Origin of the sequence: Marinobacterium alkalitolerans, from assembly GCF_017776525.1 — a bacterium.
Classification (GTDB): domain Bacteria; phylum Pseudomonadota; class Gammaproteobacteria; order Pseudomonadales; family Balneatricaceae; genus Marinobacterium; species Marinobacterium alkalitolerans.
This window is the reverse complement of record NZ_JACVEW010000004.1, coordinates 145176-170664: the sequence shown is the minus strand read 5'-3', so window position 1 is coordinate 170664 and position 25489 is coordinate 145176. Positions and strand designations below refer to the sequence as shown.

The window sequence follows — 25489 nt, the reverse complement described above, 5'->3', positions numbered from 1 at the left end:
GTACGCGCTGCATGAAAGCATCCATCATCGCCAAGCTGGAGAGTCTGTGTGATCGCCACGAAGAGCTGGCGGCCCTCTTGAGTGAACCCGATGTCATCGCCGATCAGACACGTTTTCGTGACTACTCACGCGAGTACAGCGAGCTGGAGGAGGTGACCAAGGCCTTTTCGGCCTGGCGTCAGGCCGGCGAGGATCTGGAATCGGCACAGCAGATGCTGGATGAAGACGATCCCGAGATGAAAGCGATGGCGCAGGAAGAGATCGAAGCTGCGCAGGCACAGATCGAGGCGCTGGAAGCCGAGCTGCAGGTTCTGCTGTTGCCGCGTGATCCCAATGACCACCGCAATGTATTCCTCGAAATCCGTGCCGGTACCGGTGGCGACGAGGCGGCCATTTTCTCGGGCGACCTGTTCCGCATGTACTCGCGCTACGCCGAGCAGAAGGGCTGGCGGGTCGAAGTGATCAGCGCCAGCGAAGGGGAACATGGCGGTTACAAGGAGATCATCAGCCGGGTGGCCGGTGACGGCGTCTATGCCCACCTCAAGTTTGAGTCCGGGGCGCACCGTGTTCAGCGTGTGCCGGAAACCGAATCCCAGGGGCGTATTCATACCTCGGCCTGCACCGTGGCGGTGATGCCGGAGATGGATGAGTCGGCCGAGGTGGAAATCAACAAGGCCGACCTGCGTATCGACACCTACCGTGCGTCGGGCGCCGGTGGTCAGCACGTCAACAAGACCGACTCTGCCATCCGCATCACCCACCTGCCGACCGGGCTGGTGGTGGAGTGTCAGGAAGAACGCTCGCAGCACAAGAACCGCGCCAAGGCGATGGCCCTGCTGGCGTCACGTCTGCAGCAGGCCGAGCTGGATAAACAGCAGGCCGAGCAGGCCAGCACCCGTAAAAGTCTGGTCGGGTCCGGCGACCGTTCCGAACGTATCCGCACCTATAACTTTCCTCAGGGCCGGTTGACGGACCACCGCATCAACCTGACGCTGTATCGCCTCAATGAAGTGATCGCCGGCGATCTGGATCAGGTGATTCAGCCGCTTCGCAACGAATATCAGGCCGAACAGCTCAGCAGCCTGTCCAATGACTGAACCGAGTGTGGCGGCGGCACTGGCCCGAGCCGAGCAACTGGCCGATTGCAGCGAGAGCCCGCGACTGGATGTGGAGCTGCTGCTGTGTGAGGTGCTCGGCAAACCGCGCAGTTTTCTGTTTACCTGGCCTGAGCACCTGCTCAGCGCGTCGGAGCAGCAGCGCTTTGAGCAGCTGCTGGCCCGCCGTATTCAGGGTGAACCCGTGGCACACCTGCTGGGCTACCGCGATTTCTGGACACTGAGGCTGAAGGTCAGCCCCGATACCCTGATCCCGCGCCCCGATACCGAACGACTGGTGGAGCAGGCACTGGCGCTGCTGCCAAACCGTCCGGCACGCGTGGCTGACCTCGGGACCGGTACGGGGGCCATTGCGCTGGCACTGGCTGTGGAACGGCCGCAATGGGAAGTGGTGGCAACCGATCGTCACCCGGGCGCCGTGGCGCTGGCCAGAGACAACGCAGAGCACAACGCGCTGTCGAATGTGACCGTATTGCAGGGCTCCTGGTGTGAGCCCCTGATCGGGCGTTTCGACATGCTGGTCAGCAATCCCCCCTATATCGACCCTTCGGACCCGCACCTGCAGCAGGGCGATGTCCGTTTTGAACCTCTGAGTGCGCTGGTTGCCGAAGAAGAAGGCATGGCGGATATTCGCCAGATTGCACAGCAGGCCCCCGGCTATTTGCTGGACGGTGGCTGGCTGCTGTTTGAGCATGGCTATGATCAGGGAGAACAGGTGCGCGCATGTCTGGCGGCGCTGGGCTATGACGAGGTTGCAACGGTGCGAGATCTGGGGGGCAACGAGCGGGTGACGCAGGGCCGCTGGCGAGGAAAGCAACATGATGAATGATCAGGAATTGATGCGTTACAGCCGCAGCATCATGCTGCCGGAGGTGGACGTGGCCGGTCAGGAGGCCTGGCGCCAGGCACGAGTCCTCATTCTGGGGCTGGGCGGTCTGGGCGGACCGGCGGCTGCCTACCTGGCAGCCGCCGGTGTCGGTGAGCTGGTGCTGGTAGACGATGACCACGTAGAGGTCAGCAACCTGCAGCGTCAGATTATCCATGACGATGCGGCGTGTGGGCAGCCCAAGGTGGAATCGGCGGCGGCACGGCTGAAGGCCATGAATCCTCATGTGCGCGTCACTGCACGTGCTGAACGTCTTGATGGTCACGACCTGCAACAGCAGGTGGAAGGCGTGGACCTGGTGCTGGACTGCAGCGACAACTTCAAGACGCGCTTTGCCCTCAACCGTGCCTGCTTTGAAAGTGGCACCCCGCTGGTCTCCGGTGCGGCCATTCGCTTTGATGGTCAGATCAGCGTGTACGATCCGCGTGATCCGGGCTCACCCTGCTACCAGTGCCTGTATCGCACCGGCGATGACGAGGCGCTCAGTTGCAGCGAATCCGGTGTATTCCCGCCGCTAGTGGGGATTATCGGCAGTATGCAGGCGATGGAAGCGCTGAAGTTGTTGGCCGGTGTGGGCGAAAGCCTGACCGGTCGACTGCTGTTGCTGGATGGACAGCGAATGCAATGGCGCAGCCTCAAACTGCGCCCTGATCCCGAATGCCCTGTTTGCAGAGGAGAGAATCGCCATGCAGGATAACCAAATCAAGTCCCTGCTGGAGCGCACGCGCCGCATCGCGCTGGTGGGAGCCAGCGCCAAGCCCCACCGTGCCAGCTATCAGGTCATGTCCTTTTTGCTGGAAAGCGGCTATGAGGTGATTCCGGTCAACCCGGCACTGGCGGGACAGGAAGTGCTTGGGCAGCCGGTGGTTGCCACCTTGGCTGATATTGCTGAGCCGGTGGATCTGGTGGATATTTTCCGCAACTCGGTTGAAGCGGGCTATGTGGTGGATGAAGCGATCGAGGCGGGCGCACCGGCGGTCTGGTTGCAGCTTGGCGTGATTAACGAAGCGGCCGCCGAACGCGCGGAAGCCGCAGGGCTTGCCGTGGTGATGGACCGCTGCCCGGCCATCGAGATTCCGCGCCTGGGCGTTAACGCGGCGGCCTGATCAGCCGCCCAGCATCATCTGCCGGATGCGCAGATCTTCACGAATACGCCTGAGCTGGGCCGCCAGGGCCTGATCGTCCAGCTGCTCCAGCCAGGCTTCCTCACATTCGGCCCCTGACTGGATCAGAAACTGTAGCAGGGCCTGATCGCCCCGGGGCATCAATTTCTCCATCAGGGTCATACCGGCTTCATCTGCAGCGTTGATGTCGGCGCCGTATTCCAGCAACCGGCTCACATGCACCATCAGCCGCTGAGGTGTGCAATAGCGGGCGCAGTGGTGCAGCAGTGGCTGCCCCTCATGACTGAGGTTGGCATCTTCTCCTGCCTGCAGCAAAGCGTTTATACGCGGCAGGCTGTCCTCATATTGCAGAGCCAGCACGATCAGTGGCGTGCCACAGCGACCGGCCGGCAGGGGCGAGGCGGTCTTGTTCAGCAGCAGCGTCAGTATCCGGACAGTATCGGCCTGAAGCGCATGCTCAAGTGCGTGCACCCCGTCATCATCCGGGGCACAGAGGTCATCCGGCGCCAGTTTGGGCAGCAAACGCGCCACCTTGTCCGGATCACCGGACTGGATCGCCTTGATCAGGCGCTGTTGAGGGGAGTTGAACAGTGACTTCAGCATGCAGTTTTCTACCCCGGTGTTGCGTTATCAGATCACGGCCAGCAGGCGCAGCAGATAGATGCCACCACTGAGGGTCAGCACCGAGCCCAGCGTGGTGGTCAACACGATATTGGCCGCCAGCTGTGCGTTGCCGCCCATCGCCTTGGCCATCACAAAACTGGCGGCAGCGGTTGGGCAGCCGAACAGCACCATCAGAATCGCCAGATCCTGCCCCTCGAATCCATACAGCCAGGCACCAAAGGTCAGTACCAGCGGCAGAATCACCAGTTTCAGTGCCGTAGCCCAGAACGCCTGTGCCGAAGTGTCGTGCAGGCTCTTCATGTTCAGGGATGCCCCGATGGTCAGCAGGGCCAGCGGCAGGGTCAGATTGGCGAAATAGGTACCGGTCTTGGCGACCACCTGGGGCAGTTGCAGGCCGAACCAGGAGACCGGCAGGGCGAAGAGCACCGCCAAAATCAGCGGGTTCTTGAGCACTTCCAGCAGGGTCTGGCTCAGTTTCATGCTTTCGCTGCGCTGCATCGGCAGGCTGAGGCAGAGAATAGACAGCACGTTGAACAGCGGAATGACCAGTGCCAGCAGCAGCGATGCCTGTGCCAGTCCGGCGTCGCCGAACAGGTTAAAGCTGACCGCCAGTCCAATGATGCCGTAGTTACTGCGAAAGGCCCCCTGAATAAAGACACCCAGATCCTCCGGGGCCTTGATCCAGCGTGCCGCCAGCCACCAGATCAGCGCAAAACTGACGCCGATGGTGATCAGGACATAGAGCAGCTGCTGTGGGTTGAAGACCGCCTGAAAATCCATGCGGGCAATGGACATGAACACCAGCGCCGGCAGAGTAATCACGAACACCAGCCTGGAGCCGGTGGCAACGAAGGCGTCATCAATCAGCCGCATGCGGCGCAGCAGATAGCCCAGGAACAGGATAAAGAAAATGGGGGCAACAATATTGGCGGTATACCCCAGCGTTTGCAGGTAGAGATTCAAGGCATCACTCCGGCTGCGAAAAAGGGTGAGTATAGTACTTCATTGAGTGCCTATTTGCTGGACTGGCGGTTCAGCGACGGCTGTAACCGGTGGCCCCAGAAAAACAGGCCCAGCCCTGCAACGACCAGCAGACAGCCCTGCCAGAGCCCGGCGGTGAGAGGCTCGTCGTTGAGCAGGTGGCCCAGCATCAGCGCAAACACCGGCGTGATCAGCGTCACCAGCGCCACGGTGCTGGGCGGCAGGTGGCGCAGGACATGGAAGTAACTGACGAAGCCCAGCAGTGAGCCGAAAATAGCCAGATACAGAATGGACCAGAACGAGCGGCTGGCCAGATCAATCACCAGCGGGTCGGTGTCAATCAGCCAGCCGGTGATGGCAAAGCCGGGCAATGACCAGATCAGCGCACCCACCGTGTGTGCCAGCGGGTTGAGCCGTCCATCGCAGCGCTTGACCAGCACCGCGCTCAGGCTGAACAGCGTGACCGCCAGCAACAGCAGCAACAGCCCGGGCAGGCTGTCCTGCCCCAGAGCCACATCATCGGTGAAGATGACCCCCAAACCTGCAAATGCCAGCAGGCAGGCAGCCCAGCGGTACAGCTGAAAGGCCGGTTCCTGCAGCAGCCACTGACCCAGAATGGCGGACAGAATCGGAGCCAGTCCGAACATGATCGAAATCAGCCCTGAGGGGACGAAGCGGGACGCCAGATAGGCACAGCACATGGCCCCAAACACCCCGATAGCCGCACAGGCGTAGGTTTTCTGGGCACGCCAGTGCAGCGGCAATGGTGTGCGCAGCACGGCCATCAAGCCAAGGCCCAGAACGGCCGCGATCGCCATGCGAATACCGGCGGCCAATACCGGATCGACCGACTCGCTGCTCCAGGCAATGGTGAGGGGGGTGGTGGACCAGATGATCACCACGGCCAGATATGAAATGGGTACCGACATAACCGCTCCTTGTCAGTCGGCCGCAGTTTCAGCGACCAAGGCCGCAGAAACAGCTGCGGCCTTGAATCAATGAAATCAGTGTTGATCAGGGCATGGCAGCGAGGGAGGCGCATATTTGCGCGGGCACGGGCAGGCCTTCGGTGGCATCCCGAAAGCTTTCATCCATCCGGTGGTATCCAGAGTGAAGCCGTTGCGCTGCATGTATTACGTCCTGATCAAAGAGCGATCATCATCCTTCATCCATTCGGGGCGGTCAACCATGAAAAAAATGCACCGAACAGCTGAGAATTAATCGCTTCAGCGTGCTGAGCAAAAAATGCACAATACACCTTATTAGTTAATATGTTAATTATTTAGGAGGTTCGATGCTTCAGCTGTTTCTTCTTACCCTGCCCATCTTTCTGCTCATCGCGGTCGGATTCTTTGCGGTCCGCGCCGGTTGGGTCAGTGAGTCGGCGCTGCCGTCGCTGGGCAGTTACGTCATCAAGCTGGCGTTGCCGGCATTGCTGTTTCAGTCCATGGCAAGCCGTCCGGTGGAAGAATCGCTGAATCTTGACTACCTGCGTGCCTATGCGCTGGGATCGGTACTGATGCTGGTGATCGCCTTTGCGTTCAGTGCACGCCTGCGCAAGCTGAGCTGTTGGGAGTCGGCGTTTCAGGGGCTTGGGGCAACCCTGGCCAACAGTGCCTTTATCGGTCTGGCTGTTGCCGGTGAGATTTTTGGCTCCGCTGCCGCCGTGGCGGTGGCGCTCAGCATGCTGGTGGATCTGTTGTTGCTGATTCCACTGGGTCTGTTGCTGGCCGAGTTGTGCACCGGCGAGGCCGGGGCGGGGCGCCGGGCCCTTCAGTTACTGAAACGAACCCTGGCCAATCCGCTGGTGCTGGCGATCGCGGCCGGGCTACTGGTGTCCTGGCTGGAGTTCGAGTTGCCGGAAGCCCTTGAACAGACGGTAGGCATGCTGGGGCGCTCGGCAGCGGCCGTGGCACTGTTTGTCATCGGCGGCAGTCTGGTGAGCAGTTCGATGCAAGGGCGTGCCGTGGATATCAGTCAGATGGCGGTCAGCAAGTTGTTGCTGCATCCGGCTATCATGGCACTGACGGTCTGGATGCTGCCGGACTTTGATCCTGCCATGCAGGCGATCACCATCCTGATGGCGGCCATGCCGATGGCCAGCGTGCTGTCGCTGCTGGGGGCTCGCTATGGGCAATCCGCGCTCTGTGCCCCCGCGTTGGTGGTGGCCACCGCCCTTTCCTTCATCAGCGTGAATCTGGTGCTGATACTGCTGGGAGTGGCCGGCATGTTGCCGCTGTCATTCTGAGGGAGTACGCACCCCCAGACCGGTACGGCGTGCCAGCCAGTAATCAACGCTGGTGAAACGCCCGGCGCCGGTGAAAAAGAGGCTCAGCAGCATGACGAAGTAAGTGGCGGCAAACTCGATGCCGTTATTCAGGATGACGACAGAGCCCCGGCCTGTCAGCCAGTCGTAATGGCCGTGCTCCTGCAGGATGGCTCGGGCGCGCTGAAGGCGTTCGGCCGCTTCCATGACCCGTTCATTGGCCAGCCAGCTGCTGCTGTCAGCAATGGCCAGCCAGCCGTTGCTCCAGTGTACCGTCAGGGCAGCGACCAGCATGGTGATCATCAGAGGAATGCTGATCCAGCGTACGGCGAAACCGATCAGTAACAGTATGCCACCGAAGAATTCGGTCCCGGCGGCCAGTGCGGCCATCAGCTCCGGGAAGGGCAATCCAAGCCCCCAGTCCGGGTTGCCGAACCAGGCGGCTGTGTCCTCAAAATGGCTCAGCTTGTTCCAGCCCGCCTGCAGCATGATGGGGGCCAGGTAGAGTCGTATCAGCAAAGGGGCTATGCCATCGCCCCACTGCAGGTGTTGCAGGGCTGTTTGAAAGGGGCGATACGCGGTGGTCAGGCGGTTCATGATGCAGTCTCCTGACAGGGAGTTGTCCCCAGTACAATGTCGTTTTCCGCAAATTGATGCAGCAGTTGAAGCCCGCCCTGAATGACGGTGTCTTTTGCCAGGTGGTCCAGCTCGGTGGCGATCTGCTCCAGTGCCCGGGCACCGCTGATTCCCGGCTGCTCGCTCAACAGCCAGAGCAACCGAGCACTGACGGCATTCAGTTCCATGAACTTCACTTCATCCTGCCGAGTGCGGTACACCAGCAGCCAGCTGGACTGTTCGGGTGGCTGCGTGGGCTGATAGTCCCGAAAGATGTGATGCACCGGCCATCGATAGCAGAACGACCAGGCCAGTGGCGATACCCGGGGATGCTCTCTAAGCAGCTGCTCGGCATCAGGCAGGGAAGGCGGTATTGATTCAAACGGGTCCGCTTCGTCGATATCCAGTGCCAGCTCAACCCATTCATAGTGCAGCAGCTCCTGCAGGAAGGGCGGATCCTCGCTGCGCGGGGGGCGCTGCTGCTCCACGTACTCCCGGTAGGCCTGTGCCAGGTTGCGAAAGAGCGGGCTCTGGGCCGAGTAGTGCTGCATGAAACCGCGCACCTCGTCTGCCCAGAAACGGTCGCTGCACAGACTGCGATAGACTGGAAACGCGCCCTCGAGAAAGCCGGCCAGATTGTTGAAAAACAGTTCCGTGTACACCTGCATCCGGCGTGGCTCTATACCTTCGGGCAAGGGCTGGTTCGGGTTGCGGATCTGGTCGGCAAAGCGGCGCTGGCGCTGTTTGAAATCGGGCTCAGGCACTGAGGCGTTCATGGCGGGCTGCTCCCTGTTGGTAACGCCGGATTTGATCGACTTCCTGCAACAGCTCGGCAAGGGGCGGCAGGTTGAAGTCGCGCTCCAGCAATGTGGCCACAGGCCCCGCGTGGGCATAGGCCTGCTCCAGCAGTGACCAGACCGGGTCGATCACCGGGGCGCCGTGGGTATCGATGAGGAGATCCTCGGCGTCCTGATAGTGGCCGGCCACGTGTATGCACACCACCCGTTCCGCCGGCATGGCCTGCAGAAAGGTGTTGGCGTCATATCGGTGGTTGATGCTGTTGACGTAGATGTTGTTCACATCCAGCAGCAGATCGCAGTCTGCCTCTTCTAGCACGGCGCGGGTAAACTCCAGCTCGCTGAGTTCGGTTGCCAGCGGGGTGTAGTAACTGACATTTTCGATTGCGATGCGGCGCTGCAGCCGGTCCTGTACCTGACGAATGCGTGCGGCAACATGGTGGACGGCCTCTGCCGTAAAGGGAATCGGCATCAGGTCGTACAGATGGCCGTGGTCGCTGCAGCTGCTGAGGTGTTCGCTGTACAGTACGATGCCGTGCTGGTCCAGAAAGCGGCCAACCGCATCGACAAAATCCATATCCAGTGGCTCCGGTCCCCCCAGAGACAAGGACAGGCCGTGTGCGGAAAATGGGTGAGCTTCGGTGAGGGCGCGGAACTGCCGTCCCAGTCGCCCCCCCATCTGCATCCAGTTTTCCGGTGCGACCTCGAAAAAGTCCACCGCGCTCAGGTCCGCCTCGGGCAGCTCCCTGAGCATGCTGCGCCTCAGGCCCAGCCCGGTGCCTTCAATGGATGGTTGGGTAATAGACATCTGACCTCCGGTTCAAGGGGCACCGGCTCCATCAGGAGCCGGTTGCCTCAGCGGGTTCAGGAGTTGCCGCCACACTTGGCTTCACCGCATTTGCCTTCGGTGTCGGCCTTGGGCTTGGCAGGCTTGTCTTCACCGCACTTGCCTTCGCGGTCGGCCTTGGGCTTCTCGTCGGCGCCACACTTGGCTTCACCACATTTGGCTTCGGCCAGCTCGGCATAGCCGCTGCTCAGGGGCTGAGCGGCAAAGGGATTTTCAGCAGCACTGGCGCTGGCCGTAGTGCCCAGGCCGAGCAGGAAAGCGGTACCGACGGCGGCGATGGTGGGAGTGTTATGTTTAGACATGTTGATCACCTTAACGTTGGGTTGCAGTTATGCGTGTCGGCCTTGCACTATGCGAGGCCGTTTTGTGTTCCTGGTGATCAGTCGAGGCTGGCGAAGAATCCTTACACACTTTTTTAAAAAAATTGTGCGGGTCTTCCGAAAAGGCGTAAAAACGGGGTGATCGCCGAAATCAGCGGCCCTTTCAGTGCAACCTTACTGCAGGTAAACCGCCTTGAACCGTGCGCTGAAGGCGTCAGTGGAGTCCTGAAGGCGCAGCTCATCCTGCTGAATGGACCAGTGCACCTCACCCTGCAGCAGTTGCAGCAGCGTCTGTTCCGTTTTTGCACCGGTGGCACAGGCACGCAGCGTGCCGGCGATGGGGCCCAGCTGCAGGCTGTTGGCAGTCAGGCGGTATTGGCCCATGAACTGGTTACAACCAGAGTGTCCTTGCAGGCGCCCATCCGGTCTGAGCGTCAGGTGAGGCTCGCGTTGGCCGTCCTCTGCCTGAACCGGTTGGCCGTTCAGTTGCACCAGTTTCCAGTAGGTATTTATCAGGCCGGCTCGGGGAGCGGGTGCGGCTTCGGTCTGCACCTGCTTCATGATCAGCTGATGGCTGGAGCTTTTGTCCGCGGGGACCGGGTAGTGCTGATCAGTGGTAAACAGCAGGCGTCCGTCCTGCCGGATACTGGCACGCAGGCTGTAACGGTGACCCGGTGTGAACTGGTCCGGGTCGAGAGAAAAGCGGAAATCATAGGGTGGAGCACCCGGTGCTTCCAGATGACGCTGTGCCAGCAGCTCGGCCGCAGCATCGGCCCGGGATACGTCCTCCAGCCGGATCTCCACTGTCGCATCGGGGGGCAGCTGCATGCGCTCACGGTACAGGGCCTGACCGGCCACCTGAATGTCGGGGGTGGGGACTGCGTTTTCCAGCACCGAACAGCCCTGCAACAGGAGCGTGGCGGCCAGTACTGAGGTCAGGTAACCTCTACGATGAAGGAACATGATCTTGGGTCTCCTTGCCAATAGTCGGCCTTGTGACCGGTTTGGCCGACAGGGGTTCCGCTTGGGAGAAGGTTATGGGTGCAGACACTCATGATACACGGCGCTTCCTGGTTGTCATCAACCCGGGCGCGGGTGATCAGGATGATCAGGCGCTTGAGGCGCAGATTCGAGAACGGCTGCCGGCATCAGTGCTGGTCGAGCTGCTGCAGCTGTCACCCTCAAGGCATGGTCTGGAGCCACAGCTGCGCCCGCTGGTCAGGCGTTGCCGGGAAGAGAGGCTGATACTGGTGGTGGCCGGCGGTGACGGCACGCTGAATGCCGCTTTGCGGGTTGTGGCCGGCTCCGGGGTGACGCTGGCGGTGATTCCCCGCGGCACGTTCAATTTTTTTGCACGCGACCGCGGCATTCCTGAACAGGTTGACGCAGCACTGGAGGTGCTGTTGACCGGCACAGAGGCGTCCTTCCCGCTTGCCCGGGTGAACGGCTTTCCCTTCTGTGTCAGTGCCAGTCTCGGTGTGTATCCCAAGATTATTGCGGCGCGGGAACAGGTCAGCGCCATCACCGGGCGTAACCGTCTGGTGTCGCTGCTCAGCGGTGTCTGGGTATTTCTGACCCGCGCACGAGGGCGCCGGCTGGTGCTTGCACATGACGGCAACCGGCATATCGAGACAGCACCCATGTTGCTGGCCAGTGTCAGCCCTGCTCAGCTGAGCAATTTCGATCTGCCGGAAATTGAGCAGATCCGGTCCGGCCAGATGCTGGTGTTCGTGATGCGCTCCGATTCGGCGCTGGCCCTGTTGCGTTACCTTTGGGCCAGTGTGAAGGGGCGGTTGCGCAAGCTGGATCAGCTGGATTATTTCCTGACACGGCGTCTCGATGTGACAACGCGTCGACACCACATGACGGTGGCGATTGATGGCGAACTGAGGCGGCTGAACACGCCGCTGACCTTCAGCGTGGCGCCTGATGCCTTTACCTGCCTGGTGCCGGCTCATGACGAGGCGATGCCATGCGAATAATCCAGCTTTCAGACCTGCATTTTGGCACCGAAGTCCCGGATGTGCTGGCAGCCCTGTTGCAGAGCTGCCACCGGCTGGCGCCCGACCTTATTCTGCTCAGTGGAGACCTGACCCAGCGGGCGCGCCGGCACGAGTTTGATGCCTGTCGAAAACTGGTCAAGGCCCTGCCGCAGGTGCCGGTGCTGGCAGTCCCCGGTAATCATGACTTGCCTCTGTTCAATGTCTGGCATCGCTTTCGGGCACCCTATGCAGGTTTCCGTCGGGTTTTCGGGCACCGACTGGATCCTGTGATCGAAACGGCGTCTACGCTGGTGGTCGGGGTGAACACTACAGATCCACGACGCCATGTGGACGGTGCCTTTGACCAGCAGATGGTTGAGCGGGTGTCCGAACTGCTGAGAACCAGCCGGGCTGCGTTCAAGGTAGTGGTGGGCCATCATCCGGTGGATGCGGTATTGCTGTCGGATGAGCGCAATATTGCTCGCGGGGCGGAGGATGCCGTGCGGGCCTGGACCGCTGCCGGGATGCAGCTCTACCTGGCCGGTCATATTCATTATCCGTTTTTTGCCCCCCTGAGCGGGCGCTATGCCGGTGTGCCCGGTGATGCCTGGACGCTTCAGGCCGGTACCGCCATCTCCAGCCGTACCCGGGACGGGAAGCCGAACTCGTTCAACCTGATCCTGTCGGATGACACCGGGGTTGAGCTGCAGCGCTGGGACTACAGCGCGCAGCAAAAAGGGTTTCAGGAGGCGGGCTCGGTTCAGTTGCCTCTGGGTGTGTCTGGCGCGTGATTCGATGTTTGGATATCGGTATCAGGGGCGCTGTCGGGCATCAATTCACTTTCAGTGCCCGTTTCCACCGGTTGCGGGTGGTCGCTGTCCGGCATCAGTTCGCCTTCATTGCCAGCCTCTGAGTGCTCAGCGGGCGTTCGGAACAGCTCTTCCAGCGGTGTATCAACAAACTCTTCATGACGCGGGTCGATTTCCGAAATGACATGTACATCCGGAATCGCCGGGATGAACTGCTCCTGTGCTGCCACAGGCATGGGCGGCACGCGGTATTGACGGTACAGCGTGAAACCGGCCAGTGCCACCAGTACGGTCGCCAGCAGCTGGAACAGGGCGGCGGGTCCGAGCCATTCCATCAGTGCCGAGCTGATCAGGGGGCCTAATACACTGCCCAGGCCGTAGCTGAGCAGCAGTCCGGAACTGGCGGCAATGATTTGCGAGCTGTCCATCACATCGTTTGTGATCGCAACCGCGATGGAGTAGACGGTCGATCCCATCCCCATGCAAATGCACAGGGCCAGCAGGCGCAGGCCAAACTCCTGCTCAGCCAGCAGAGCGTTCGCCAGGCTGGCGGCGCCTGCCAGTACGCCAATGAACATCAGTACTGAGCTGCGCTGGAAACGATCACAGATCCAGCCAATGGGCCAGGCCAGGACCATGGCGGTCATGATGGCGGCAAACATGTAGAGTGAAATCTGGGTGTTTTCCAGCCCGGTCAGGCTGGCAAACAGGGGCACCAGCGTATAGAAGGAGCCCAGGAAAATGCCACTGACAAAGGCCGCAGTGACACCCAGAGGCGCCAGTTTCAGCAGCGTCAGCAGTGACATGCGTGTGCCGGACTCATGCACCTCGGGAGAATGCATGCGCGACAGTGACAGGGGGATGATCCCGGCAATGATGAATAGTGCCGACAGTGAGAAGAGGGCGTAATTGATCGGGTTGCCGCTCCCCACCAACAGCTGTCCACCGGCGGCAGCCATATAGGCAGCAATCTGATACAGCGAGAAAATCTTGGAGCGGTTGGCATTGGTTGCGACGGCGCTGAACCAGCTTTCAATAGCGACGAAAAGAGCCGCAATGCTCAGGCCGCCAATCCCGCGCAGAATGCCCCAGTGCCAGACCGTATAGGTCATGGGGTAGATCAGGGCTGCCATCGCGGCCAGTGCGGCGAACACCGCAAAGGCGCGGATGTGGCCGACCCGTCGGATGACGCGGTCGGCATAGAGAGACCCCAGTACAAAGCCGGCTGAATAGCACACCATCACCATGCCGATGGTGGAGGGCTCGATCCCCAGCAGGCTGAAGCGCAGGCCCAGCAGAGTGATGAGAAACGAGTTGCCAATAATCAGCAGTGACAGGCTGGCAAACAGGGCCAGCAGCGAAATAACCAGCAGATGCATGGGGTCCTTCCATTAACCGCCCAGATAGGCTTTGCGAACGCTGTCATCGTTGAGCAGCGCGTTACCGGTGCCGCTCATCACAATGTGGCCATTCTCCAGCACGTAGCCACGGTCCGCAATTTTCAATGCCTGATGAGCGTTCTGTTCCACCAGAAAGATGGTCACACCCTCTTCACGCAGTTTCTCGATAATCTCGAAAATCTGCTGAATGATGATGGGGGCCAGCCCCAGTGAGGGTTCGTCCAGCAGCAACAGGCGCGGCTTGCTCATCAGAGCGCGACCGATCGCCAGCATCTGCTGCTCGCCACCCGACATGGTGCCCCCGCGCTGACTGTAACGCTCCTTCAGGCGCGGGAAGAGCTCAAGCACGTGCTCAAGCTGCTCTTCGGCTTCATCCTTGCTGCGGAAGAAACTGCCCATGAACAGGTTTTCTTCCACCGTCATGCCGGAGAAGATGCGGCGGCCTTCCGGTACCACGGCCATGCCCATCCGCATGATATCGGAGGTATTCATCTGTTGAATGGGCTGACCGTCAAACTCGATGTGACCGCTCTGTGCACGCGGGTCGCCACAGATAGTCATCATCAGCGTGGTCTTGCCGGCACCGTTGGCACCGATCAGGGTGAGGATTTCACCCTGATTCACTTCCAGCGAGACGTTGTGCAGCGCCTGAATTTTGCCGTAGAAGGTTGAAACATTATCCAGTCGCAGCATCAGCTTTCCCCCAGATAGGCTTTGATCACTTCAGGGTTTTCTCGGATCTGTTCAGGGGTGCCATTGGCAAGCGGAGCCCCCTGGTTGATCACGGTGATATGGTCGGAAATCCCCATCACCAGCCCCATGTCATGCTCGATCAGCAGGACGGAAATGTCCTGCTCGTCACGCAGGCGAACGATCAGTTGATCCAGCTCCGAGGTTTCCTTGGGGTTAAGGCCTGCGGCCGGTTCGTCCAGCATCAGCAGACCCGGCTCGGTCACCATGCAGCGTGCGATCTCCAGGCGGCGCTGCTGGCCGTAGGAGAGGTTGCCGGCTTCACGGTTGGCAAACTCGAGCAGGTTGACCTGGCGCAGCCAGTGCTCGGCCCGATCCATCGCTTCACGCTGACGGCGGCGGTAGGACGGTGTTTTGACCAGTCCGGCAAAGTAGTTGGTATTCAGATGACGGTGCTGAGCTACCAACAGGTTTTCGATCACCGTCATGTTGGCAAACAGGCGCACATGCTGGAAGGTGCGCACCAGGCCCTGCAGTGAAATGTGGTTACTGCTCATGCCCTGAATGGGCTTGCCACGGTAGTGGACTTCACCACCGGTGGGCTTGTAGAAACCACTGATGCAGTTGAACACGGTGGTCTTGCCGGCCCCGTTGGGGCCGATGATGGAATGGATCTGACGGGGCTTCACCTGCAGGCTGACGTTGTCCACCGCCAGCAGACCGCCGAAGCGCATCATCAGACCCGAGACGTCTAACAGATTCTCGCTCATGAGGTTTTCAGCTCCAGGTGAGGACGTTTCATTGGCAGCAGACCCTGCGGGCGCCACAGCATCATCAGGACCATCACGCCGCCGAACATCAGCATGCGGTACTCCTGAAACTCACGTGCCAGCTCGGGCAGAATGGTCATTGCAATGGCCGCCATGATGACGCCCAGCTGTGACCCCATGCCACCCAGTACCACGATCGCCAGGATGATGGCGGATTCAATGAAGGTGAACGACTCGGGGCTGATAAAGCCCTGGCGGGCAGCGAAAAAGCAGCCGGCAAAGCCCGCAAAAGAGGCCCCCATGGTGAAGGCGGACAGCTTGATCACGGTGGGGTTGAGGCCCAGCGAGCGGCAGGCGATATCGTCTTCACGCAGTGCTTCCCAGGCACGCCCGATCGGCATGCGCTGTACCCGGTTGATCACATAGACGGTCAGCAGTACCAGTACCACGGCTACCAGATAGAGGAAGATTACCTTGTGGCTGCTGTCGTAATCGATACCGAAGAACTGGTGGAAGGTCTGGCTGTCCTCACTGGCGCGGCGGCTGAACTCCAGCCCGAACAGGCTGGGCTTGTCGATGCCGCCAATGCCGTTGGGTCCGCCGGTGACGTTGGTCCAGTTGTTCAACAGAATGCGGATGATCTCGCCGAAACCGAGGGTCACAATGGCAAGATAGTCACCGCGCAGACGCAGCACCGGGAAGCCCAGAATACAGCCGAAGGTGGCCGCCAGCAGGCCGGCAATCGGCAGGCAGACCCAGAACGAGAGTCCGTAGTATTCCGACAGCAGGGCGTAGGTATAGGCACCGACGGCATAGAAGGCCACGTAACCCAGGTCCAGCAGACCGGCAAAGCCGACCACGATATTCAGGCCAAGCCCCAGCATGACGTAGATCAGGGTGAGGGTTGCCAGATCGACCGCACCACGGGACACCATGAACGGCCATACGAACAGGCCGACCACAATCAGCGAGATCAGCCAGGGCTTGAGCCGGTTACGCAGCTGAGTATCCGGCAGCAGGCCGGTCACATCCGGGGTCGGCAGTCGCTGCTTCAGGCGCGACAGCGGTGTCTGGAACAGCTGGAACAGAAATACGCCAATCACGGCAAAGGCGATCCAGCCCCAGGTGTCGGCGTCAGCGCCCGTGACGGTCAGTTCGGCACCAACCTGCTCAAGGCGTACACCAATGACCAGGCAGGTCAGCAGGAAGGTTACGCCCGCCGCAAACAGCGCGGGGAAGAGTGCTCGTTGCATCATCGACTCCTTTTACACCTTCTCCACTTCCGGCTTGCCCAGCAGGCCGGTAGGACGGAACAACAGAATCAGGACCAGCAGGCTGAATGCCACCACGTCCTTGTACTCGGACGGGAAAAAGGCGGCTGTCAGTGCTTCGGTTACCCCCAGTATCAGGCCACCCAGCATGGCGCCGGGGATGGAACCGATACCACCCAGAACCGCAGCGGTAAACGCCTTGAGGCCCGCCATGAAACCGATGTAGGGGTTGATGATGCCGTAGTAAAGGCCCAGCAGAACGCCGGCAACCGCGGCCAGTGCAGCACCGATCACGAAGGTCAGGGCAATGATGCGGTTGGTATCGATGCCCAGCAGGTTGGTCATGCCACGGTCCTGCGCACAGGCGCGGCAGGCACGGCCAAGGCGTGAGCGGGAAATAAACATGGCCAGCGACGTCATCGAAATCAACGTGATGCCCCAGATGATCAGCTGCATCCAGGAAATGCTGACTTCGAATACGGCCGGATCACCGAACTCGATACCGCCGGAAATCAGGGCCGGCATGGCCAGATCACGAGATCCCTGTGCCAGACGGATATAGTTCTGCAGGAAAATCGACATGCCGATTGCGGTGATCAGCGGGATCAGGCGTGGTCCGCCTCGCAGAGGCCGGTAGGCCACCCGCTCGATCGCGTAACCGTATGTCGACGAGATAATAATGGCAGTGATCAAGGCCAGTAACAGTATGATCGGCAGGGAACCGACACCCATGGTCAACAGGCCGACAATGGTAATGAACGCGGTGTAGGTACCGATCATGTACACTTCACCGTGAGCAAAATTGATCATGCCGATGATGCCATACACCATGGTGTAGCCGATGGCGATGAGAGCATAGGTTGAGCCGATGGTCAGTCCATTGATCAGCTGCTGAAGTATGTAGAGGCTGGTTTCAGTCATCTGGGACCCTCAGGCAGAGGCGAGCCCTCTACCCCCGAAAGGGAAGAGGGCTCGATTCAGAGCAGTGATTACTTGGTGACGGGGGTTTTGCTGCCGTCGGCGTGCAGGGTGTAGATCTCGAATGTCGGTTCGGTCAGGTCGCCTTTTGCATCGAAACCGATTTCACCGATGGTGGTATCAAAGCGATTGGCACGCAGGTGCTCAGCCAGTGCGTAGGGATCGGTTTTGCCGGTGGCGTCCATCGCCTCGGTCATCACCTGAACCGCCGAGTAGGCCGGGAATACGAAAGGACCGGACGGGTCTTCGTTGCGTGCCTTGAAGGCTTCTACCAGGGCAGCGTTTTCCGGGCTCTGGTCAAAGCTCTTCGGTGCGGTTGCCAGGACACCTTCCATCGCGTCGCCTGCAATGGCGGCCAGGTCGGAGTTCACAACCCCTTCAGGGCCCATGAACGCGGCATCAAAGCCTTTTTCACGTGACTGGCGCAGGATCAGGCCCAGCTCCGGATGGTAGCCGCCGTAGTAAACGAAGTCGATGTTATTGCGCTTCAGCTTGGCGATCAGCGCCGAGAAGTCCTTGTCGCCCGGGGTGACACCTTCAAACATCTGCGCTTCAATGCCTGCATCCGCCAGCATGTCACGTACCGTGGTCGCCAGACCTTCACCATACTGCTGCTTGTCATGAATCACGGCCAGACGCTGCGGCTTGATGTTGTCCTTGATGTACTCCGCCGCCAGGCTGCCCTGCAGGCTGTCCAGACCGATGGTACGGAAGATCAGCTCATAACCCTTTTCGGTGATGGTGGGGGAGGTGGAGGCCGCCGTGATCATCATCACGCCTTCCTCTTCATAGATATCGGAAGCCGGCTCGGTGGAGCTGGAGCAGAGGTGACCGATCACGTGGCGGATGTCGTCATTGACGATGCGGTTGGCTACCGCTACGGCCTGCTTGGGGTCACAGGCGTCGTCATAGATAACACCTTCCAGTGTCATGCCGTTAACGCCGCCGGCTTCATTGATCTTGTCGATCGCCATCATGGCACCGATTTTCTGCATGTCACCGTACTGGGCAACGGGGCCGGTCACCGGACCGGCAATACCGATCTTGAGTGTCTCGGCATGTGCGGCTGTCATGGCGGCCATCAGCGTGCCCGCTGCCAGCAGTGTCTTACCGAAGGTTGCTTTCTTCAGAGTCATACAGTCCCCCTCATGGGTTAGTCTGAGCTCAGCTCACCGAAGTGCGCTGATTATTATGATTGTTTTTGCCAGTAGCGGTGATTATTGCACAGTTCAAACGTCTCTGCGTAGCGTCATGGGCGAGGAAAATTGCATCTGATAGACTCACGGATCAATGAAACTGGCCGGGAGCTGCAAATGCGGACTGCACCCTTGTTTTTTGCCCTGTTCTGGATGCTGGCACTGCCGGTTAAGGCGGCCGGGCTCAACCCTGCTTCGATCGAGGCTTATCTTGCAACACTGCCCAAGGTGCGTGCCCTGGCCGAGTCGATGCAGGCCGAGGGCAAGGGCCGGTTTCTGCACCGGGAGATCATGCCGGGAGCGGGTGTGTTTGATCCACACCTGCGGGGCGTAACCCTGCTCAGGCAACGGTATCCCGAAGCCCATCAGACACTGGAAAACATTGTTCGGCACAGCGAGTTCACCAGCACCGAAAGCTGGGCGCTGGCGGGTGATCGCATCGTACTGGCCTATGGGGCGGTCAAGGCGGAAGCCGAAAGCCCGCAAATCCTTGCCCTGGCCGCTTCCGGTGGCACTCTGGATCCTGACCTGTTGCAGCTGCTTGACCCCGAAACACGTGCGCGCATGGAGCTGGCATTGAAAGCTGCCCGCATGCTGGCGCAGGTGTCGGCAGCGGACAAGGCGGTCATCCGTCCCTATATCGCTCGGCTCGATCGGGCACTGTCTCAATAACCGACTCAACAAGGAGTGGTCCATGTCATCTCTGGTTTACTGCACTGCCCAGTTCAAGCCCAAACCCGGCAAGGAAGCGGAGCTGTTTCGTGTCTTGCAACAGCTTGAACCCAACGCTCACCGCGAGGACGGGTGTGTGCAATACACGGTTACACGCCATATCGACAGTCCTTTTGCCGAAGGCAGCAGTTTCCCGATCGTGTTTCATGAAATCTGGTCCGATATGGAAAGTTTTGAAGCGCACTGCCAGCGTCGTGAAATCACCGAGTTTTTCGAGCGTTACTGCAAGGCCGAGGACGGGCTGGCCGAGGACTGGAATGTGTGCGTGTACACGGATGAGCCCGAGGATTTTGACGCGCCACAGCTGTGAACCCTGTTGGTCGGCGTTGACCTCTGCCGTGAACGCACTATGCTGAAATGGCATTCAGCCGTTCAGTGACAGAGGCATTCCGCGCCATGAGCAGTCGCACTGATTCCACCTGCAGACCGATGCCATCGAGCATTTTGCGGCTAAGCCTTGCTCTGCTGCTGTTGGCGCTGTCATGGCTTGCTCTCCCTGAAGTCCGGCAGGATGTAGATATCCAGCTGTCGCTGGAGCCGGTGGCCATGGAGTCCGCGCTGGCGGACTCGGCCCCTGCTGACACGGATGATCCTGCACTGCACCAGCCCCTGAATATACAGGTCTGTAAGTCTGCATTTATCGCGCAGGAGCGCGATCCCCTTATCCCGCCTTTCAGTTTCTCCACACCCCGGGCCAGGGCTCCTCCCCGGTTGGCCTGATGCTGTCCGTTCCCGCTGACTGATTCAAACATGAATGCATCACGCCGCTGGCGTGTGGAGATCGAAATCATGCAACGCTATCACGAACTGAAAACCGTAAGTCTTGAGCACTATCAAACCCTGTCCGGCGCTGAATCCAGTTCGGCCATTGATCTGGACTCTCCGGCCGAGTCGGTCATGACCGACTTCAGAAAGGTGGTGCCACTGACCATGAGCCTGAATGAGAGTGTCGACGAGGCGACGCGCGCCATGCGCAAGGTGCACGTGCGCTCAGTCATCGTGACCGACAGCAGTGCACACTTCCGTGGCATCCTGACCGTCATCGACCTTGAAAGCCGAAAGGTGCTGAGCCAGGCCACCAGTCTGGGGCTGAAACGGGAAGATTTGAGCATCAAGGATGTGATGGTGCCCCGGGCCAAGCTGCGCGGAGTACCGCTGTCCGTGTTGCAGCAGGGCACCATTGGGGATCTGCTGAAAACCCTTCAGTATGAGGGCAGCCAGCACATGCTGGTTGTGAACCCGGCCACGGAAGAGATCTGCGGCATCATCTCGGCCAGTGAAATTGCCCGTCAGCTGCAGGTGCCGGTTGAGATCAACCTCCAGGCCACCAGTTTTCGCGAACTGGTTGAGACCGTTTTCGGGCGCGGCGAGGTGGCCTGAACGGGGCCGGCCTGTTGGCACAGGTCAAGTGCGAGTCTCCACTTCTTTGCCATACTGAGGCCATGACCCTCTGAAGTGGAGACTGACATGACCCGGCCGGAAATACGGATGATGGATGGCAATGAAGCCGCTGCCCGGGTTGCGCACCAGCTCAATGATGTCATTGCCATCTATCCCATCACCCCGGCCTCGGTGATGGGGGAGCTGGCCGACAGCTGGAGCAACCGTCATCAAACCAACCTCTGGGGCACGGTGCCCCAGGTGATTGAGCTGCAAAGTGAAGCCGGTGCCGCCGGGGCCGTCCACGGCGCCCTTCAGGCCGGTGCCAAAACCTGTACATTCACGGCCTCTCAGGGGCTGCTGCTCAAGATCCCCAACATGTTCAAAATCGCCGGTGAACTGACCCCCACGGTGTTTCATGTGGCAGCGCGTTCAGTGGCGACCCACGCCCTGTCGATTTTCTGCGACCATAGTGATGTGATGGCCGCCCGCACCACCGGTTTTGCGCTGCTGGCCTCCTGTAATGCGCAGGAGGTGATGGACATGGCCTGCATTGCCGAAATGGCCTCGCTGGAAGGGCGAGTCCCGGTGCTGCATTTCTTCGACGGTTTTCGGACCAGCCACGAAATCAGCCGGGTCGAGGTGCTTGAAGCGCAACAACTGCAGCAGCTGATCGACCCGGCGCTGGTCAGGGCCTGCCGTGATCGCGCGCTGTCGCCAGCGCATCCTGTTGTGCGGGGCACGTCTCAGAACCCGGACCTGTTCTTTCAGTCCCGTGAAGCCGTGAATCCCTATTACGATGCCTTTCCTGCCATCATGCAGAACGCGATGGACCGTTTTGCCGAGGCGACCGGGCGCCAGTACCGCCTGTACGAATACCATGGCGACGAGGCCGCCGAGCGGGTAATCGTGGTGATGGGATCGGCCGCCAACTGCGTGCAGGAAACCGTTGATCACCTGAACAGTGCAGGTGAAAAGGTCGGCGTGCTGACCGTTCGTCTGTTCCGTCCCCTGTCGCCTGAACGGCTGCTGGCGGAGCTGCCGGCCAGTGTTAAAGCCGTTGCCGTGCTGGACCGTACCAAGGAGCCGGGGGCTGACGGCGAGCCGCTGTTCAAGGATGTGACCACCGCCCTGTTCCGTGCCTGCAGTGAGGGAGACTGGCCCGGCGAGGGGCTGCCCCGAGTGCTGGGAGGCCGCTATGGCCTGTCATCAAAAGAGTTTACGCCCGGCATGGTGAAAGCCGTATTCGATCACCTGGGGCGCAAGAGTTACGCGCCGAGCTTTACCGTGGGCATCGATGATGACGTGACACGCCTGAGCCTGCGCTGGGACCGACACTTCAGAACCCACGCCGGGGAGCGTCAGTTTCAGGCCGTGTTTTACGGTCTGGGGGCAGACGGAACGGTGTCGGCCAACAAAAACAGCATCAAAATCATCGGGGCCGACCCGCAGCGCCATGCGCAGGGGCATTTTGTCTACGACTCCAAGAAGTCCGGGGCCGTCACGGTCTCTCACCTGAGGTTTGGCCCGGATCCCATTCGGTCGACGTATGAAATTCAGGACGGAGAAGCCGATTTTGTCGGCTGCCACCAGCCCCTGTTTCTGCAACGCTATCCCATGCTGGACAAGGCGGCGCAGGGGGCGACCCTGCTGGTCAATACGCACCTGAAGGGAGAGGCCTTTTGGCAGTCGCTGCCGGCCAGCGTTCAGCAGGCGATGGTCAGCAAGGAGATCAAGGTGTGGTTGCTGGACGCATACCGGGTCGCCGAGGAAGCGGGGCTTGGCAAGCGTATCAACACCATCATGCAGACTGCCTTCTTTGCCCTGACCGAGATTCTGCCGCACGAGGATGCCATCGGGCAGATCAAGGCGGCAGTCGAGTCCAGCTATGGCCGTCGCAGTCGCCGTATTGCCGATATGAACCTGTCTGCCATCGATAATGCGCTCTCACACCTGGAAGCCTTTGACGTGCCTGAGCAGGTGACCAGCCGAATTCCCATGCATGAAGTGGATGCTCAGGATGCCAGCCCCTTCGTGCAGCGGGTGACAGCCGAACTGATTGCCGGTCGCGGTGATCAGGTGCCGGTCAGCCGGGTGCCCACCGATGGCACCTGGCCGGTGGGCACGGCCGCCTACGAAAAGCGTGATCTCGCACGGGAGCTGCCGCAGTGGGAGCCCGATCTCTGCACCCATTGCGGCAAGTGTGTCTTTGTCTGCCCTCATTCGGTGATCCGCTCCAAGGCATTTGATGCCGGTGAGATGAAGCGGGCACCGGAAGGGTTCAAGGCTGTGCCGATCAAGGGGGCGCGAGATTTTCCCGACAACACTCTGATCAGCTATCAGATTTCGCCGGATGACTGTACCGGCTGTACCCTATGTGTCGAAATCTGCCCGATTCACGATAAGTCCAACCAGAGCCGCAAGGCACTGAATATGGTGCCCAAGGCAGAGGTGGTTGAGCAGGAGCGAGATAACTGGCAGTTCTTCAAGGACCTGAAACCCTTTGATCGCACCGGCCTGAAAGCCAATACCCTCAAGGGTTCCATGCTGATGGACCCGCTGTTCGAGTTCAGCGGCGCCTGCTCCGGCTGCGGTGAAACCCCCTACATTCGCCTGCTGAGCCAGCTGTTCGGCGACCGCATGCTGGTGGCCAACGCGACCGGCTGCTCCTCCATTTACGGCGGTAACCTGCCCACCACCCCTTGGACCCATAATGCCGAGGGACGGGGGCCGGCATGGAACAACTCGCTGTTTGAAGACAATGCCGAGTTTGGTCTGGGCATGCGTGCTGCGCTGGACAAGCAAACGGAGTATGCCTTTGAGCTGCTGGAGAGCCTGGCCGATGAACTGGACGCCGAGCTGGTGAATGCGATCCGGGTGGCGGATGAAAGCGATGAGGCGGGAGTGCAGGCCCAGCGTGAGCGTATCGCCCGGCTGCGTGAACGGCTCAGACGCATGGATGATGCCAGAGCGGTGGAACTGGACCGTCTGGCCGACAAGCTCTGCCGCCACAGCGTGTGGATCATCGGCGGCGATGGCTGGGCCTACGATATCGGCTATGGCGGGCTGGACCATGTGCTCGCCTCCGGTCGCAACGTCAATATTCTGGTGCTGGATACGGAGGTGTACTCCAATACCGGCGGGCAGACCTCCAAGGCAACACCGCGCGGGGCAGTGGCCAAGTTTTCCGCCGGCGGCAAGCCCGTGGCCAAGAAAGACCTGGCCCGCATCGCCATGGACTACGAGCAGGTGTATGTGGCACACGTGGCCTATGCCGCCAAGGACGTGCAGACGCTGCACGCCTTTCAGGAAGCGGAAAGCTGGGATGGTCCTTCGCTGATCATCGCCTATTCACCCTGTATCGCGCATGGTTTCGATATGGCGGACAACCACGAACATCAACGGCTGGCAGTGGAGTCCGGGCACTGGCCCCTGTTGCGCTATGATCCTCGGCGAGCCGAGCAGGGCCAGAATCCGCTGCGACTGGACTCCAAACCGCCCTCCATTCCCTACGAAGTGTTCGCCCGAACCGAAGCGCGTTTCAGCATGCTGGCAAGGGCCAATCCGGAAGCCGCGCGTCGCTTTTTGCAGCAGGCACAGCGTGAAGTCAGCGATCGCTATCACCGTTACGAGCAACTGGCCGGGCTGAGCTGGGGTCAAATCGATACGCCTGCCGACCAACAGGAGGGTCAAGCGCATGACTAATCCCCTGCAAACCCGCTACATGGGGCTGGATCTGGACAGCCCACTGGTGCCCTCGGCGTCACCGCTGACAGCAACGGCTGACGGCGCCTGTGCACTGGAAGATGCCGGAGCGGCCGCCATCGTCATGCACAGCCTGTTCGAGGAGGAGTGCACCCGGGATCATGAGATGTTGCACCAGTTTCTCTACGAGCAGGAGATCGGTCATCTGGAGGCGGATGACTACCTGCCGGTTCCTGATCAGTTCAAAACGGCCGAGGAGCACTACCTGGAACGGCTGCAGGCGATGAAGCAGCGCATGCAGATTCCGGTCATCGCCAGCCTGAACGGGGTGAGCCCCTGGGGCTGGGCCGAGCATGCACGCCAGTTGGCTGACGCGGGAGCTGACGGGCTTGAACTCAATATCTATCACGTTGCGGCCTCGGTGACCGAAAGTGGCGCGGCCGTGGAGCAGCGCTATCTGGATATCCTGGCCACGGTCAGGGCGGCGGTGCCGAACTTGCCGCTGGCGGTCAAACTGTCCTCCCGCTTTTCCAGTCCGACCCATATGGTGGCACAGCTCAAGCATGCCGGGGCAGATGCCGTGGTGCTCTTCAATCGCTTTCTGGAGCCCACGCTGGACCTGGATACGCTGAAAATCCTGCCTCAGTTGCAGCTCTCGACCCCCTCCGAACTGAACGAACGGCTGCGCTGGACGGCGATTCTCAAGGCACAGGTTGAAGTGGACGTTGCAATTACCGGCGGTGTTCACCATGCCGAGGACGTGATTCGGACGCAACTGGTCGGGGCGCAGGTGGCGCAACTGGCCAGTGTGTTGATGCGGCAGGGAAGTGGTGTGATGTTACGGATGAAACAGGAGATGCTGGCCTGGCTGGAGGAGCAGGAATATGACTCCCTGACGCAACTCAGGGGCAGCGTCAGTCATGCCAACGCCCAAAACCCTTCCGCCTGGGAGCGCGCCAACTACCTGGATTCGCTGGACCTCTGGCATCCGTGAACGGGCA

27 protein-coding genes are annotated in these 25489 nt (G+C 60.3%); 13 read left to right on the top strand and 14 right to left on the bottom strand.

Annotated features, from left to right (window positions below; translation table 11 throughout):
* The first annotated feature begins 11 nt into the window (after positions 1-11).
* Genes prfA through H9C73_RS04190 form a run of 4 tightly spaced genes read left to right on the top strand, consistent with a single transcriptional unit; the run spans position 12 to position 3107 of the window.
* Complete coding sequence (gene prfA, locus H9C73_RS04205) at positions 12-1097, top strand: peptide chain release factor 1 (RefSeq protein ID WP_209286537.1); 1086 nt, start codon at positions 12-14, stop codon at positions 1095-1097.
* Entirely contained in the window at positions 1090-1944 is an 855-nt protein-coding gene (gene prmC / locus H9C73_RS04200) for a peptide chain release factor N(5)-glutamine methyltransferase (RefSeq protein ID WP_209286536.1), read from the top strand. Before prfA ends, prmC begins: the two co-directional genes overlap by 8 nt.
* The gene (moeB, locus tag H9C73_RS04195; protein ID WP_209286535.1) at positions 1934-2698 is read left to right on the top strand and encodes a molybdopterin-synthase adenylyltransferase MoeB; all 765 of its coding nucleotides are present in this window, start codon (positions 1934-1936) and stop codon (positions 2696-2698) included. Before prmC ends, moeB begins: the two co-directional genes overlap by 11 nt.
* A complete protein-coding gene (locus H9C73_RS04190; protein WP_209286534.1) occupies positions 2688-3107 on the top strand; it encodes a CoA-binding protein in 420 nt (139 codons plus the stop codon). Before moeB ends, H9C73_RS04190 begins: the two co-directional genes overlap by 11 nt.
* Here H9C73_RS04190 and H9C73_RS04185 read toward each other — a convergent pair whose 3' ends face one another.
* The 3 genes from H9C73_RS04185 to H9C73_RS04175 are packed head-to-tail and all read right to left on the bottom strand — an operon-like array spanning position 3108 to position 5659.
* On the bottom strand, positions 3108-3728 hold the full coding sequence (locus H9C73_RS04185; protein WP_209286533.1) for an ankyrin repeat domain-containing protein: 621 nt from the start codon (positions 3726-3728) through the stop codon (positions 3108-3110). It lies immediately after the preceding gene.
* A gap of 27 nt (positions 3729-3755) precedes the next feature.
* Positions 3756-4712 (bottom strand): AEC family transporter, encoded by a 957-nt coding sequence (locus H9C73_RS04180; protein ID WP_209286532.1) that lies wholly within the window; start codon positions 4710-4712, stop codon positions 3756-3758.
* Between the two features lie 50 nt (positions 4713-4762).
* The gene (locus H9C73_RS04175; protein WP_209286531.1) at positions 4763-5659 is read right to left on the bottom strand and encodes a DMT family transporter; all 897 of its coding nucleotides are present in this window, start codon (positions 5657-5659) and stop codon (positions 4763-4765) included.
* 365 nt (positions 5660-6024) lie between these two features.
* Between H9C73_RS04175 and H9C73_RS04170 the strand changes: the two genes are divergently transcribed.
* Entirely contained in the window at positions 6025-6978 is a 954-nt protein-coding gene (locus H9C73_RS04170; RefSeq protein ID WP_209286530.1) for an AEC family transporter, read from the top strand.
* On the opposite strand, the gene H9C73_RS04165 is transcribed toward H9C73_RS04170, so the two are convergent.
* The 5 genes from H9C73_RS04165 to H9C73_RS04145 form a co-directional block, all read right to left on the bottom strand.
* Entirely contained in the window at positions 6970-7593 is a 624-nt protein-coding gene (locus H9C73_RS04165) for an HvfX family Cu-binding RiPP maturation protein (RefSeq protein ID WP_209286529.1), read from the bottom strand. The genes H9C73_RS04170 and H9C73_RS04165 overlap by 9 nt on opposite strands.
* Positions 7590-8387 (bottom strand): HvfC family RiPP maturation protein, encoded by a 798-nt coding sequence (locus H9C73_RS04160; RefSeq protein WP_209286528.1) that lies wholly within the window; start codon positions 8385-8387, stop codon positions 7590-7592. The genes H9C73_RS04165 and H9C73_RS04160 overlap by 4 nt, the downstream gene beginning before the upstream one ends.
* Positions 8368-9216, bottom strand: coding sequence for an HvfB family MNIO-type RiPP peptide maturase (locus tag H9C73_RS04155; RefSeq protein WP_209286527.1), 849 nt, complete (start codon positions 9214-9216; stop codon positions 8368-8370). Before H9C73_RS04155 ends, H9C73_RS04160 begins: the two co-directional genes overlap by 20 nt.
* A gap of 56 nt (positions 9217-9272) precedes the next feature.
* Positions 9273-9557, bottom strand: coding sequence for an HvfA family oxazolone/thioamide-modified RiPP metallophore (locus H9C73_RS04150; protein WP_209286526.1), 285 nt, complete (start codon positions 9555-9557; stop codon positions 9273-9275).
* 192 nt (positions 9558-9749) lie between these two features.
* The gene (locus H9C73_RS04145) at positions 9750-10538 is read right to left on the bottom strand and encodes a YbaY family lipoprotein (protein WP_209286525.1); all 789 of its coding nucleotides are present in this window, start codon (positions 10536-10538) and stop codon (positions 9750-9752) included.
* A gap of 74 nt (positions 10539-10612) precedes the next feature.
* Here H9C73_RS04145 and H9C73_RS04140 point away from each other — a divergent pair, with 74 nt between their 5' ends.
* Both H9C73_RS04140 and H9C73_RS04135 read left to right on the top strand, forming a co-directional pair.
* Complete coding sequence (locus H9C73_RS04140; protein ID WP_209286524.1) at positions 10613-11557, top strand: diacylglycerol/lipid kinase family protein; 945 nt, start codon at positions 10613-10615, stop codon at positions 11555-11557.
* Positions 11548-12348, top strand: a complete 801-nt coding sequence (locus H9C73_RS04135) for a metallophosphoesterase family protein (RefSeq protein ID WP_209286523.1) — start codon at positions 11548-11550, stop codon at positions 12346-12348. The genes H9C73_RS04140 and H9C73_RS04135 overlap by 10 nt, the downstream gene beginning before the upstream one ends.
* Here the strand turns inward: H9C73_RS04135 and H9C73_RS04130 are convergent.
* The 6 genes from H9C73_RS04130 to H9C73_RS04105 all read right to left on the bottom strand — a co-directional run bounded on the left by H9C73_RS04130 (position 12318) and on the right by H9C73_RS04105 (position 18611).
* Positions 12318-13745: an MFS transporter gene (locus tag H9C73_RS04130; RefSeq protein ID WP_209286522.1), complete on the bottom strand. Its 1428-nt coding sequence runs from the start codon at positions 13743-13745 to the stop codon at positions 12318-12320. The two genes, H9C73_RS04135 and H9C73_RS04130, sit on opposite strands and share 31 nt — an antisense overlap.
* Before the next feature lie 12 nt (positions 13746-13757).
* A complete protein-coding gene (locus H9C73_RS04125) occupies positions 13758-14459 on the bottom strand; it encodes an ABC transporter ATP-binding protein (RefSeq protein ID WP_209286521.1) in 702 nt (233 codons plus the stop codon).
* Positions 14459-15226: a high-affinity branched-chain amino acid ABC transporter ATP-binding protein LivG gene (gene livG, locus H9C73_RS04120; RefSeq protein WP_209286520.1), complete on the bottom strand. Its 768-nt coding sequence runs from the start codon at positions 15224-15226 to the stop codon at positions 14459-14461. The genes H9C73_RS04125 and livG overlap by 1 nt, the downstream gene beginning before the upstream one ends.
* Complete coding sequence (locus tag H9C73_RS04115) at positions 15223-16479, bottom strand: high-affinity branched-chain amino acid ABC transporter permease LivM (protein ID WP_209286519.1); 1257 nt, start codon at positions 16477-16479, stop codon at positions 15223-15225. Before H9C73_RS04115 ends, livG begins: the two co-directional genes overlap by 4 nt.
* Positions 16480-16491: 12 nt before the next feature.
* Positions 16492-17418, bottom strand: coding sequence for a high-affinity branched-chain amino acid ABC transporter permease LivH (gene livH / locus H9C73_RS04110; RefSeq protein WP_209286518.1), 927 nt, complete (start codon positions 17416-17418; stop codon positions 16492-16494).
* Positions 17419-17486: 68 nt separating this feature from the next.
* Complete coding sequence (locus H9C73_RS04105; protein ID WP_209286517.1) at positions 17487-18611, bottom strand: branched-chain amino acid ABC transporter substrate-binding protein; 1125 nt, start codon at positions 18609-18611, stop codon at positions 17487-17489.
* Between the two features lie 177 nt (positions 18612-18788).
* Between H9C73_RS04105 and H9C73_RS04100 the strand changes: the two genes are divergently transcribed.
* The 6 genes from H9C73_RS04100 to H9C73_RS04075 all read left to right on the top strand — a co-directional run bounded on the left by H9C73_RS04100 (position 18789) and on the right by H9C73_RS04075 (position 25482).
* On the top strand, positions 18789-19343 hold the full coding sequence (locus tag H9C73_RS04100) for a hypothetical protein (protein ID WP_209286516.1): 555 nt from the start codon (positions 18789-18791) through the stop codon (positions 19341-19343).
* A gap of 22 nt (positions 19344-19365) precedes the next feature.
* Entirely contained in the window at positions 19366-19713 is a 348-nt protein-coding gene (locus tag H9C73_RS04095) for a putative quinol monooxygenase (RefSeq protein WP_209286515.1), read from the top strand.
* A gap of 119 nt (positions 19714-19832) precedes the next feature.
* Entirely contained in the window at positions 19833-20123 is a 291-nt protein-coding gene (locus tag H9C73_RS04090) for a hypothetical protein (protein WP_209286514.1), read from the top strand.
* Positions 20124-20153: 30 nt separating this feature from the next.
* Entirely contained in the window at positions 20154-20783 is a 630-nt protein-coding gene (locus H9C73_RS04085; protein WP_236014068.1) for a CBS domain-containing protein, read from the top strand.
* 87 nt (positions 20784-20870) lie between these two features.
* Positions 20871-24488 carry a pyruvate:ferredoxin (flavodoxin) oxidoreductase gene (gene nifJ / locus H9C73_RS04080; protein ID WP_236014067.1) on the top strand — a complete coding sequence of 1206 codons (3618 nt, stop codon included), beginning with the start codon at positions 20871-20873 and terminating at the stop codon, positions 24486-24488.
* The gene (locus tag H9C73_RS04075; RefSeq protein ID WP_209286513.1) at positions 24481-25482 is read left to right on the top strand and encodes a dihydroorotate dehydrogenase-like protein; all 1002 of its coding nucleotides are present in this window, start codon (positions 24481-24483) and stop codon (positions 25480-25482) included. The genes nifJ and H9C73_RS04075 overlap by 8 nt, the downstream gene beginning before the upstream one ends.
* Positions 25483-25489: the final 7 nt, after the last annotated feature.